15 protein-coding genes are annotated in these 11,671 nt (G+C 29.5%); 4 read left to right on the forward strand and 11 right to left on the reverse strand.

The features are described from left to right. Positions 1-482: 482 nt before the first annotated feature. From ACR0QS_RS06510 to ACR0QS_RS06545, 8 genes are all read right to left on the reverse strand, one after another. Entirely contained in the window at positions 483-1,328 is an 846-nt protein-coding gene (locus ACR0QS_RS06510) for a DNA-binding protein (RefSeq protein WP_432632630.1), read from the reverse strand. A 9-nt stretch (positions 1,329-1,337) separates the two neighbouring features. Beyond that, positions 1,338-2,537, reverse strand: coding sequence for a nicotinate phosphoribosyltransferase (gene pncB, locus ACR0QS_RS06515; protein WP_432632631.1), 1,200 nt, complete (start codon positions 2,535-2,537; stop codon positions 1,338-1,340). Positions 2,538-2,547: 10 nt separating this feature from the next. After that, the gene (locus ACR0QS_RS06520) at positions 2,548-2,775 is read right to left on the reverse strand and encodes an AtpZ/AtpI family protein (RefSeq protein ID WP_432632632.1); all 228 of its coding nucleotides are present in this window, start codon (positions 2,773-2,775) and stop codon (positions 2,548-2,550) included. A gap of 23 nt (positions 2,776-2,798) precedes the next feature. Continuing rightward, a complete protein-coding gene (locus tag ACR0QS_RS06525; RefSeq protein ID WP_432632633.1) occupies positions 2,799-3,713 on the reverse strand; it encodes a M23 family metallopeptidase in 915 nt (304 codons plus the stop codon). Positions 3,714-3,750: 37 nt separating this feature from the next. Then, positions 3,751-4,683, reverse strand: a complete 933-nt coding sequence (locus ACR0QS_RS06530; protein WP_432632634.1) for an N-acetylmuramoyl-L-alanine amidase family protein — start codon at positions 4,681-4,683, stop codon at positions 3,751-3,753. 240 nt (positions 4,684-4,923) lie between these two features. Next, positions 4,924-5,910: a hypothetical protein gene (locus tag ACR0QS_RS06535; protein ID WP_432632635.1), complete on the reverse strand. Its 987-nt coding sequence runs from the start codon at positions 5,908-5,910 to the stop codon at positions 4,924-4,926. Between the two features lie 87 nt (positions 5,911-5,997). After that, on the reverse strand, positions 5,998-7,008 hold the full coding sequence (locus tag ACR0QS_RS06540) for a hypothetical protein (RefSeq protein WP_432632636.1): 1,011 nt from the start codon (positions 7,006-7,008) through the stop codon (positions 5,998-6,000). Between the two features lie 216 nt (positions 7,009-7,224). Further along, positions 7,225-8,547: an MATE family efflux transporter gene (locus ACR0QS_RS06545; RefSeq protein WP_432632637.1), complete on the reverse strand. Its 1,323-nt coding sequence runs from the start codon at positions 8,545-8,547 to the stop codon at positions 7,225-7,227. A gap of 301 nt (positions 8,548-8,848) precedes the next feature. On the opposite strand from ACR0QS_RS06545, the gene ACR0QS_RS06550 reads away from it, so the two are divergent. Next, positions 8,849-9,190: a hypothetical protein gene (locus ACR0QS_RS06550; RefSeq protein ID WP_432632638.1), complete on the forward strand. Its 342-nt coding sequence runs from the start codon at positions 8,849-8,851 to the stop codon at positions 9,188-9,190. 67 nt (positions 9,191-9,257) lie between these two features. Continuing rightward, positions 9,258-9,521 (forward strand): type II toxin-antitoxin system RelB/DinJ family antitoxin, encoded by a 264-nt coding sequence (locus tag ACR0QS_RS06555; protein ID WP_432632639.1) that lies wholly within the window; start codon positions 9,258-9,260, stop codon positions 9,519-9,521. Here the strand turns inward: ACR0QS_RS06555 and ACR0QS_RS06560 are convergent. Both ACR0QS_RS06560 and ACR0QS_RS06565 read right to left on the reverse strand, forming a co-directional pair. Then, positions 9,516-9,632, reverse strand: a complete 117-nt coding sequence (locus tag ACR0QS_RS06560; RefSeq protein ID WP_432632644.1) for a hypothetical protein — start codon at positions 9,630-9,632, stop codon at positions 9,516-9,518. The two genes, ACR0QS_RS06555 and ACR0QS_RS06560, sit on opposite strands and share 6 nt — an antisense overlap. Before the next feature lie 76 nt (positions 9,633-9,708). Then, positions 9,709-9,909, reverse strand: coding sequence for a type II toxin-antitoxin system HicB family antitoxin (locus ACR0QS_RS06565; protein WP_432632640.1), 201 nt, complete (start codon positions 9,907-9,909; stop codon positions 9,709-9,711). A 243-nt stretch (positions 9,910-10,152) separates the two neighbouring features. Between ACR0QS_RS06565 and ACR0QS_RS06570 the strand changes: the two genes are divergently transcribed. Both ACR0QS_RS06570 and ACR0QS_RS06575 read left to right on the forward strand, forming a co-directional pair. Further along, positions 10,153-11,019, forward strand: coding sequence for an Rpn family recombination-promoting nuclease/putative transposase (locus ACR0QS_RS06570; RefSeq protein WP_432632641.1), 867 nt, complete (start codon positions 10,153-10,155; stop codon positions 11,017-11,019). Positions 11,020-11,109: 90 nt separating this feature from the next. Further along, positions 11,110-11,400, forward strand: a complete 291-nt coding sequence (locus tag ACR0QS_RS06575; protein ID WP_432632642.1) for a hypothetical protein — start codon at positions 11,110-11,112, stop codon at positions 11,398-11,400. 56 nt (positions 11,401-11,456) lie between these two features. Here ACR0QS_RS06575 and ACR0QS_RS06580 read toward each other — a convergent pair. Further along, positions 11,457-11,671: hypothetical protein (locus tag ACR0QS_RS06580; RefSeq protein ID WP_432632643.1), on the reverse strand; the 215-nt coding region annotated here is incomplete at its 5' end.

The following is an 11,671-nucleotide window of genomic DNA, read 5'->3' on the forward strand; positions in this document are numbered from 1 at the left end:
ATATAATACTTAAAAAAATTTTTCAATAGTTTATTTAAACTTTATTTTTTTAATCTTTTTAAATATTAATTAATTTATTAAATCATATTTTATAACATTTAAAAATTTTTGTCAATATAATTCAATTTAAATATTCAATAAATGATTTTTGATTTATACAGTCTTTTTAAATTTATGTCAACGGTTTAAAAGAAAAAAATTCTGTCATTACGAACGAGGCTAAAGCCCACATTTGGCGAGCAATCCACCATTAATAAAACTAAATTTTAAAATCAAATTCTATTACTTCGAATTACTTCGGCTATAAATATACTCGTTCCCGTAGGGACGCACGCTGACTAAAGTCCGCTTTTGGTGACAAAAAAGTAAGGAGAATAAAGATTTGTTTACTTTATAAAAGTAATAATTTAATTTGCAATCTTTCTTAAATTTTTCACTATAATTCGGCGTTCTTCGTGTGTTGCGAACGGAGGACGCTGTTTTTATTCAAACTCATAATACAAACTATACCTATCAATCAAATATATTTCCCCGTAAAATGCCAAAACTATATAATATTTATCCCCGCTTTTGAAATCGGAGGACAATTTATTTTTCGATTTCTTAAGATAATTATAATCTTTATCAAATAAAATTATTTCAATATCTCTTTTATATTCTAAAATAATATTTATCGAGGCGTCTATATCCGTTTCATTTTCTATCGAATAAAAATCTATATCTATTATATTTTCGTTTTTCAAATAAGGCTTAATATTTTCCTCTATTGAAATTTTTTCGTTATAATTTTTAATAAAATAACCGTAAATAATTTGATTCGGATAATCTATTGTATTTGCGCTTTGAAAATTGTCGTTAATTTCAGTTTCGGTTTTATTCATATATTCGTTTTTGAAATTGAAACTTATTTTATAATTAAATTCGTTTTTTGATTCTTCGGAAGTTAATTTGAAAAAAAATTTATCGTTTCTTAAAATCAAATCCTTCATTTCAATTTTTCCGTTATAATTTAAAATATCTTTCGTCTTTATTTTGAATAAAGATTTTTCCGCGTTTTCGTTCAATATTTCCAAATCGATATTATTATGATTTTCCGCTTTTATAGAAAAATCCATTATAAATCCGTTAGTCGGGCTTATGTTATAATAATCAATATCTTCGGAGTTTAAATTCGCTTTGATTAAAATATTCGAATCTATAAATTGAGCGTATTCGGGGCTGTCGTTCGATTCTATTTCGTTTCTTTCGATTATATTATTTTTATTGCATGCAAAAATTATTAACAAAAATATTATAAATATTAAATTTCTTAATCGTTTTTTAATCATAAATATTTTTTATTCTTGAGAGACTATTTTCAAATAATGCAAAAATTCTTTATCTTCGCATATCGTTTTTCCTTCATCGTCCGATAATTTTGCCACTGGTTTTCCGTTGACGCTTTGAAGTTTCATTACTATATTAAGAGGTTTTGCGACTGGCTTAAAATCGTTCATAATGAAAGTTCCTATTCCGAAAGTCGCATTCGTTTGATTTTTAAATTCTTTATATATTTTATAAGCCTTGTCAAAATCCAAACTGTCGCTGAATAATAAAGTTTTCGTCATAGGATTTATTCTTAATTTTTTATAATGATTTATAACTTTATAGCCCCATTCTATAGGATTTCCAGAATCATGTCTTATTCCATCGTAGAGTTTTGCAAAATATAAATCGAAATCTTTTAAGAATTTATCCGTTCCCAAAGTGTCCGACAAAGCTATTCCCAAATCGCCTCTATATTCATTAACCCAAGACTGAAGCATGAATTTTTGACTCTCGGCAAGTCGCACTTTATCCAGAGCCTGCCCGACTTGATAATATTCATGAGCGTTCGTTCCAACGGCGAGTATATCGTATTTTTTTGCAAAATAAACATTGCTCGTTCCGACAAAGCATGATTTCGGAATTTTTTTCTTCAAAATATTTATAACCTTATCCTGCCATTTGAAAGAAAATCTTCTTCTCGTTCCAAACTCGGAAAATTTAAATCCGTTATTTTCTTTATGCATCGGAATCAATTTATTTTCAATTTTTTCGATTAAATTTTTTTCGCCCTGTTTATAAACCAAATCTTTTTTATTTTTTTTAATTACCGAATAATGATAATATATTTCGCTAATCATAGACAAAATCGGAATTTCCCATAAAATAGTTTGATACCAAGGTCCTTCGATTTCAACTGTGAGTTTATTATTGTCGAATAAAGCTTTTATATGCTCTTCCAAAGGTTTATATAATTTTAAGAATTCTATATAATCTCTTTTTATAAATCTTAACGAAGCCAAATAATCAAGTTCGTCTTTTTCAAAATGTATATTGCAAAAATTTTTTATCTGTTTAAGTAGTTCCTCATGCATTTCGTAAGTCCAGTCTAAAATATTTCTGCTTTTGAAAACATATCGAACCCATACATTTGAAAATTGCCTTAAAGCGCATTGCTGCATAGTGAATTTATATAAATCCGTATCGAGTAAACTAATTATTATAGGTTGCATAAAAAATCCTTTAGCTTTTATCATTTTTATCGTTTCTGCTTATGATTTTTGAAATTTTATAAAGTCTATATATTCCCGAAACGAAACCGAAAAATATTCCTCCTATAAGAAACCATGGAGCGCTTCCAATTTTTTTATCGATATAATATCCTACGAAACCGAGTCCCAATATCATGCTTGCAAATTCGATTCCAAGCGAAGCGTATTTTATGCCGTTTTTTAAATCTTTATTATCCATAGTTTTTTCTTTTTTATCATTAATTAATTAAACGAAGTAAAAATTAAAGGATTCGCGTTTGCCGTAGCGAGCGTTAATTCGTATTCCAATATTCCCGTTTTTGCGCTTCCTATAATCTCTCCTTTCTTCAAATCTTTATTTTCCGAAACCAAAGATGTTGCGAGTCCTCTATAAGTCGTTATAATTCCAAGTCTATGATAAACAACTATCGTAAAACCATCGTTATTATTATAAGTTATGCTATGAACAGTTCCCGCGGCGGCGCTTCTTACCAAAGTTCCAGCTATAGTTTCAAATCCGATGCCTTTAGAGTTTAGAGAATTTTTTTGATAAGGCACTGAAATAACGGCGTATCTTGAATCTATTGGCAGAATCGAAGGAATAGATTCCAAAGATTTATTTTTTGAATTTATATTAGCTTTCAATTCTTCCAAATAATTTTTCACGCTTTCAAACTCTTCCGCTCTCGCGTTTATTATAGCCGCTTTATCTATTAATTCCGCGTTTGTATAATCCGCATAATTCGTATAATCGCTTTCTCCGTTTTTGGCGTCTTTAGTAAGTCTAATCATATTCGTTCTATAATTATAATTCGTAACGAAAGAATTAAATAAATCTTCAAAATAACTTACCTCGTCAAGTCGGTTGCTATAGCTTCCTTCCAATGTTTCCACTTTATTTGCGACTACGGTATTTTTTGTCAAATAAGAAAAAGCTACCAATAACGCGGCGCAGATAATAACGGAAAGTATGATAATCGAAAATATGGATAAAGACACGGTTATGGTTTTCTTTTTTGAATGAGGAACGAACATAAAATATAATCTTTTGGATAAAATATTTTTTAATCCTTCCAGTCTTTCCGAAGATTTAGATTTTTCTTCCGTTATATATTTGTAATTTCTTTTTTTCTTTTTATTTTTATAAACTTTATACATACGATTATTTTAACTATAATATTAAATTTTATCAATATCAATTAATATATATGTCGGTTAACGCTTCGTATATTTTTGTGGATATTTCTTTTAATGCCTTGTTTCCGCCGAGCTTCCAATCATGAATAAATCCCGCTTCAACCATAACCGAAGGCACATCTTTAGAAAAAGAATTTTTATTATATATAAACTCGAATTCATCTCCCAATACTATTAATCCTCTTATTGCAATTCCTTCTTTTAATAAACTGTTTCTATCGTAGAAAGTCCAAACGGTCTCGGGAATATATCTGTCGTAAGCTATCGTGGGAGAGATTTTATAACTTTCTTGCATTCTTTCGGATATTTTTCTCGCCACTTGCATTGAAGCGTTAAACTCTCCGTTATAAGGACTAACTATGACATGAAAGCCTTCCGTTTTCGCTCTTCTGCTTATATAAGGCATATAATCGAAATGCAAACTTAAAAGCAAATCAAAATTATTTTCTATGGCGTAATTTCTAATCGCGTATAATTCTAAAATCTGATATCTCGCCATATTCGTATCTCTATAAGTATTTTCGGCTTTAGCTCCGTATATTCCTAAAAGTTTGCCGTAATTATTCGTCATATATTCTTTTATAGGTCTTGAATAATAATCTCCTTCTCTGCTTAAAAAATATTCAAATCTGCTGTCTTCGTCCAATATTGCGGTTAATTGTTTGGCAAGTCTTAAAGTCATATAATATTCGTATCCGAGCCATCCCATACTTCCTTTGGTTACCGCGTTATGTCCAGGGTCTATCAATATTCTAACTTTATTGCTTTTCGGTTTAATATTATATTTTTTTTGAACTTGTAAATCGTCTTTATTGCTTCCCGATTTTTCCGCTATATTGTTATTTGCGGTTATTATCAAAGAAGAGAATGCCAATATTATAAGCGCAGCCAAAACGGATGCAAAAACTATAAAACGATTTCTATTTTCCATATATTATTTTAATATTCGGATTTGATTTTAATAAATTTATTTAAAAAAACGCTTGACAAATTTTTTGAATATGTTATTATTTAGGAGTGTTGTATTGTGGGTTTCTTTAAGCCCAGTAGAATTTGGGGATGTCGCACGGCATCCCTTTTTTAATCTTCTTATGTATAAAAAATAAAAAAGTGGCAAGCCTAAAAAAGACATGCCACTTATTTCACATTGTATAATATAATTTTCTCTTATCTAGAAAACTTTATCTATTTTATAATTTTTTGTCCAATTATAACGAGAGTCCTTTAAATTTACCTTTGAACTTGTCGTTATAGTGGATATTCTATTTATCTCTTTTTGCGCTGGTATAAAGTAGAAAGTATAGCCTCTGAAACCGTCACCTTCTCTAATAACATCTCTTATAGGTTTTTGATATAAGATTTTCAATACATCGCTTGGCACTCTATGAAGAGCATACCATTCGGAGATTTTATTTCTTAATCTATTATGCTGAATATCGCTTCCGTTATAATAAGCTATATCCATTGCAAATTGAGTATAATTTTGCTGAGTAACTTCTACATTCAAAACCATAACTTCCAATTCTCCAGATTTTCTTCCGCTCATAAAGAATTTAATTCCCAAATCGTTTCCTACTTTAGACAAATCTGTCAATACGGTTTGATAAAGTCCTCCAACCGTTCGAGTGCCTTTTCCTACAGTCCACATATCGTTATGATTATAGAAAGTAATTACTCCTCCTACTAATTTCTTAAGCAAAACATTTGGATATTTTTTATGATAAATATTAAAATCTTTATCGAAATAATAATAATCGTTGTCTTTTTTGAAATTAGCCTCAACCCAAGGATTATATCCATTCTTAAGGAAAAAATCCACATTATCGCCTTTACCTTTAGCATCTATTTGGTCTTTCCAAAGCTGCATCAAAGTATCTTTATCTTGATGACTTACAGTTACTACATTTCCAACGCCCGCAAACGGAACATATACTTCGTAATAAGTTCCTCCGTCAAATCCTTCGGGGCTATTCGGATAAGTAGAATCTGGAGTTGGTTCCACAGGGTCAGGGTCGGTAGGATTATTATCTGGTAAATCGCTATCGTCCACAGTAAATGTAAAATCATTCACTTCGGTAGGTTCTGCTTTACAAGAAACTCCTACTATTATAATAGCAATTAGCAAACTTATAAGTATAAATAATCTTTTGTTATTCATAATGTTCTCCTTAATTTATTTAATCGAGGACATGGCTTGCATGCCCCGACTGAAATAAATAAATTTTTTCTTAATCTAAAACCTTTATTACCATCTGTCGCCTTTAGACCATTTATATTTAGGGTCGGTCAAATCTACGGAACTTTGAGATGGAGTGGTTTCTCTATACCTTGCTATTTCCGCTTGTCCAGCGCTGAAATAATACCAGCTTGCATTGTCAATATCTCTTAACTGTTTGTAAGTCGATACTTTCAAAACCGTTTCTGGAGGTCTAAGTTCTGAATACCATTCTTCTCTTTTTGTTTTAAGTCTAATATCGTAGTTATCGCTTCCGCTATAATAAGACAAATCGCAGCCGTAGAAAGTGAAATTTACTTTTGAAACTCCGACATTCATAATCACAATTTCCAAATCGCCAACTTCTCTTCCGTTCATAAACAAATAAACGCCTTCGTCATTATCTACAGGACTCAAATATTCGTATTTAGGCATCTTGTAAGCCGTTTTATAAAGCCCGCCGACTACTATAGTTCCTTTTCCAGTTGGATATAAATCCGTATGATTGTAAATTGTCATAACGCCGCCAACTAATTCTTTTAATATAAATTCGGGCCATTTTTTATGACGAATATTAAAATCGGCGTCAAAGAAATAGTAATCGTTTCCTATTTTTAAGTCGCCTTCGGCTTTAGTGTTCCTCTTATTTCTTAAGAAGAAATCGTAATTGTCGCCTTTTCCTTTAGCGTCCATTTGGTCTTTCCAAAGTTGAGTCAAAGTGTTGCTATCCATATAGCTTACGATGGCTCTATTCCATTGTCTTTCGCCATTTTCGTTATTGTAATAAACGCCCGCAAATGGAACATACACTTCGCGGTAAGTTGCGTCATGCCAATTTCTTGGACTATTAGGATAAGTCGACTCTGGCGCTGGTTTACCATTATTAGTGGTAGGATTGTTTTCTGGAAGCTCGCTTTCGTCTACAGTAAACGATTCTTCCGCTTCCGTAGGTATGTCGCCGCAAGAAATAATTCCTGCAATACCGATAAGAGCTATAACCAAAATTATAGCAATGTGTTTGAGTGAGAATCTTTTAAACATAATTAACTCCTTATAATTTTTATTTGAGGATTTTCTCCCCATTTGTTATTTTGTTTTTATTAAGGTTTTCTCAACCCCTTACAGTATAAGTATAGTAAATTTTATAATAAATGTCAAGCAAGTATTATATTTTTTTGTCAAAAAAAAAAAAAAAAAATAAGAAATTTACAAAAATTAAAAAATTTATGAAAATAAGTTAACATAAAATTTAATTTTTTAATTCAATTTCAAACTTTTTATTTTCTTTATTTCCAAACTTACAAAAATTATCGTGACAATTAAAGCGATTCCGTCCGCTATCGGACCCGCATACATCAAACCCTCAATTCCAAATATTCTTGGAAGTATAATAATGAGCGGAAGTAAAAATATTAACTGCCTTGTCATCGCTATGAAAGCTCCTTTGATTCCCTTTCCAATCGAAGTAAAGAAAGTTCCCGATACGGGCTGAACTCCGTTTACTATCATAAGCGACATATAGATTCGCATATATCTTTCGGCAAAATTAAAATAAAGTTCGCTTCCATCTCCGAAAATCGAAACCACTTGACGAGGAAATATTTGAAAAATTAAAAACGATATAAAAGCTATTATCGAAGTTATAGTAACCGTTAGTTTGTAAGTTTCTATAACTCTGTCGTAATTTTTAGCTCCGTAATTGAATCCTAAAATCGGCTGACTTCCCTGTCCGCTTCCAATTATAAAAGCCATTATTAGCATATTTATTTTTGCAATTATTCCCGAAACCGCCAAAGGAATATTTCCGCCGTATATCGATTTAGCGCCGTAATAACTTAAAACATTATTCATTGTTATTTGAACTACCATCATGGAAAATTGATTTATTCCGCCCGAAGCTCCGAGAATAAAAATCTTGCGAACATTTTCCGAATACAAAATAAAACTATATCTATTAAAAGTAATATTCTTAAAATTAAAAACATATCTTAAAGTTATAAAGAAAGAAATAAACTGTCCGATTATCGTGGCAAGCGCCGCTCCCGAAATTCCCAGATTAAGATTAAAAATAAAAATCGGGTCCAATATCATATTTACTATCGCTCCGATTGAAACGGAAAACATAGCGTATTTTGGGCTTCCGTCCGCTCTTATTATATGACTCATTACCGTTGAAAATACGAATGGAAGAAAACCAATAGAAGTTATGCTCGTATAATCTATTGCATATTGTAAAACATCTGGAGTAGCTCCGAACATAATCATAAATTTTCTAACGAATATTTTAACGACTATTGAAAATATTAAACTAAATGCGATTGCCAAAACTATAGTATTTCCTATTATATCGGCGGCTTTTTTCTTGTTTCCCTGTCCTAAAGAAATGCTATAAATAGAAGCTCCTCCCAAACCTAAAAATAAAGAAATCGACACGCATATTGTAGTGAGAGGGAAAGCTACATTTGTGGCGGCGTTTCCGTATATTCCAACTCCTCTTCCTATAAAAACTTGGTCAACAATATTATAAAGCGAACCGACAAGCATAGAAATAATGCTCGGCGTGGCATATTTAAAGAGCAATTTATGGATTTTCTCATAATATAGCGGATTGGAAGTTACATTATTCGCATTGTTATTAATAATAATATTTCTCCTTTAATCTATTGGATAATAATTAAATATTATACCATTATATTTTGTAAAATCAATTTTTATTTCTAAACATATTTTCAAATATTGAACTATATTAAAACAAATCGCTATACGCATAAGAAACAAAGTTTATTTTCTTTTACTTACATAACCTTTAATAATTTTTCCATTTTTAATAATTCTAATATATAATAATTCTAAATAATAAAACTAATCGAACGGAGCAAATATGAATTCAAAATTTAAAATAACTTTTTTATTATTCTTTTTAATTTATTTTCAAATATTATATTCCAGCGATATTTTTCTTTCAAAAAGAAGCGGCGAATATTACGATAATTTTGGTAGAAAACTTACGATATATAATTTCGGATACGGAATTTTTGAAGAAAAAGGCGTTAAATCAGAAAGTTTCAAAATCGGACAGCCTCGAAGTGTAGAAACAAATTATAAATTTACTATGGTTTTCGGCGGCAGATATTATGCAAACACATATTTATATTTTACGGATAAAAATAATTGCATATTGGTAATAAACGGTTATTTAAAATATTATTTTGAAAAGAATTAAATTTATTAAAGTAATTAACAATAGCTTTTTAAATTAATTATGCTATAATAAAACGATAGGAGATATTATGCCAAAAACCGTTATGATGAAAATAGAAATTGACGATAAAGTAAAAAAAGATGCCGATAAACTTTTTAAAGAATTAGGTTTGGATACGAATACGGCGATTAATATATTTTTAAAACAATCTATAAACAAGCGGGCAATTCCCTTCAGAGTAAAAAATGAAGAACGCAATTTTTATAATGAAAAAAATGTTAAAATATTAAAAGAAAGATACGACAAACTTCATTCCAAAGATAAAAATAGCATAGTATTTAATAATTTATAAATTACTTTCGGATATATTCGTTAACTTTAATAATTTCTTCAAAAGTCCTATTTTCAAATCATCGTTTTTGTGGACGGGAACGGATATTCTTAAATCGCTTCCATATTTGATATAATGCCGTTAATTCTTGCGAGCGTCCATCCATTGCGCTCTAATATTTTGCAAAATTCTTTACCGCTTACGGATTTCATAAAACGACTTCAATAGTTTTTACAATATTGTTTTTAGAATATTTTTCTATATCGACAGACAAGCAACCTTCTATTGCCTCTTTAATATTATTTTCCAATTCTTCCATAGTTTCTCCTTGAGAAAAACAACCTTTAATACTTGGAACTTCAGCCCAAAGTCCGTCTTTATCTTCATGGACAATAACTTTAAATACCATAATAAAACCTCTATATACAAAATTATATTATAATAATCGAAAAATCAAGTATTATTTTAATTTCCGTTTTCTTATCGAATTTAAGAACAAATTTAAACCGTCATCGCCTTAAGGAGCACATCGTGGGCGAGCCTAACTTGTGAGGCGTGGCAATCCAAACCGAACAATATAAATCAATCTCAATAAATAAAATAATAGAAATTATATTTTGACAAATAAAATTATTCTGTTATAATAATATTTATGAAGAATAACAAAGGCAACATTGTAGTTAAAAAGTTAAACGATTACTTTATTCGTTATTTTTTTGGGTTGGAAGGAGACGAAGATTTATTATTAAGCTTTATTAACGCAATAATGATTGATTCAAATTTTGCAACTTTTGTATCGGTAGAAATTATTAATCCATTCAATTTATCTGAAAAAGCGAATAATAAAGAAAGTATCGTAGATTTGAAAGCCGTAACCGAAGATGGAACTATAGTAATAATTGAAATTCAAACTTATTCCACAAAGAATTTTTTTGAACGAACGCTTTATTATTGGAGTAAAAATTATTCAAGCACTTTAAAGAAAGGCGAAGATTATCCTGGATTAAAACCTGTTATAAGCATAAATTTAATTGACGATATTTTATTTGATAAGAGCGACAAAAGAATGCATACTTGCTATTTACTTAAAGAAAAAAATAGTAATAAAATTTTAACCGACCACATCCAGTTGCATTATGTGGAAATTCCAAAATTCGATGAAAATGCAAACATTAAAAAAGAATTAAAAAATTGGATTTTATTTTTGAAATCAAACAAGGAGGAAGACATGTCCCAATTATTAAAAGAAGACACAATTTTTGAAAAAGCAATGAAGAAGTATAATTATTTTACCGACAATAAGGATTTGCTAAATGAATATGATAAAAGAGAAGCTTATTTGTTTTATCAATCAAGCCTAATGCGAGGCTCAAGAAAAGATGGCTTTGAAGAAGGAATAAAAGAAGGCATAAAAGACGAAAAATATTCAATAGCTAAAAGTTTAAAAGCTTCTGGACTTGATAATCAGTTTATATCAAAACATACGGGTTTAAGTATTGAAGAAATTCACAAACTATAAATATTTGGTAAAAATTTATTTGTTTGTTTATAAATTAAAAATAAATTAAAAAATTGGATTTTATTTTTGAAATCAAACAAGGAGGAAGACATGTCTCAATTATTAAAAGAAGACACAATTTTTGAAAAGGCAATGAAGAAGTATAATTATTTTACAGACAACAAAGATTTACTCAACGAATACGACAAACGAGAGGCTTATTTATTTTATCAATCAAGCCTAATGCGAGGCTCAAGAAAAGATGGCTTTGAAGAAGGCATTAAAGAAGGCGAAAAAAATAAAACAATCTTATTGGCAAAATCAATGAAAAAAGAAAATATTGATATAAAAACTATTAAAAGAATTACGGGCTTAACCATCAAAGAAATCGAAAAACTATAATATTAATTAAATTACCGTCATTGCGAGTGTGAGCGAAGCAATCCATTTTTACAATATTATTTATAATTATTGGTTAAAATAAAATCTAATAATCCTTTACCAAAATTAGTAAGTTTAACTATGTCAAATGGTCTCGCTCCTAACCTATTCATACCATCGTCATATAATAAAGATTTTGAAATTAAATTTTGAGTATAGAATTTATATTTTTCATCGCTTAAATTAAACTTATTTTTTGTTTTAGAAATATTTTCTGTTAATTTTTTAATAT

The sequence above is a fragment of the Brachyspira sp. genome (assembly GCF_050873525.1).
Classification (GTDB): Bacteria; Spirochaetota; Brachyspiria; order Brachyspirales; family Brachyspiraceae; genus Brachyspira.

Coding starts and splice junctions, on each gene's coding strand:
- ACR0QS_RS06520 (WP_432632632.1), bottom strand. CDS start 2,775: ATGGATAATAAAGATTTAAAAAACGGCATAAAATACGCTTCGCTTGGA.
- ACR0QS_RS06550 (WP_432632638.1), top strand. CDS start 8,849: ATGAATTCAAAATTTAAAATAACTTTTTTATTATTCTTTTTAATTTAT.
- pncB (WP_432632631.1), bottom strand. CDS start 2,537: ATGCAACCTATAATAATTAGTTTACTCGATACGGATTTATATAAATTC.
- ACR0QS_RS06555 (WP_432632639.1), top strand. CDS start 9,258: ATGCCAAAAACCGTTATGATGAAAATAGAAATTGACGATAAAGTAAAA.
- ACR0QS_RS06530 (WP_432632634.1), bottom strand. CDS start 4,683: ATGGAAAATAGAAATCGTTTTATAGTTTTTGCATCCGTTTTGGCTGCG.
- ACR0QS_RS06570 (WP_432632641.1), top strand. CDS start 10,153: ATGAAGAATAACAAAGGCAACATTGTAGTTAAAAAGTTAAACGATTAC.
- ACR0QS_RS06525 (WP_432632633.1), bottom strand. CDS start 3,713: ATGTATAAAGTTTATAAAAATAAAAAGAAAAAAAGAAATTACAAATAT.
- ACR0QS_RS06540 (WP_432632636.1), bottom strand. CDS start 7,008: ATGTTTAAAAGATTCTCACTCAAACACATTGCTATAATTTTGGTTATA.
- ACR0QS_RS06575 (WP_432632642.1), top strand. CDS start 11,110: ATGTCTCAATTATTAAAAGAAGACACAATTTTTGAAAAGGCAATGAAG.
- ACR0QS_RS06565 (WP_432632640.1), bottom strand. CDS start 9,909: ATGGTATTTAAAGTTATTGTCCATGAAGATAAAGACGGACTTTGGGCT.
- ACR0QS_RS06535 (WP_432632635.1), bottom strand. CDS start 5,910: ATGAATAACAAAAGATTATTTATACTTATAAGTTTGCTAATTGCTATT.
- ACR0QS_RS06510 (WP_432632630.1), bottom strand. CDS start 1,328: ATGATTAAAAAACGATTAAGAAATTTAATATTTATAATATTTTTGTTA.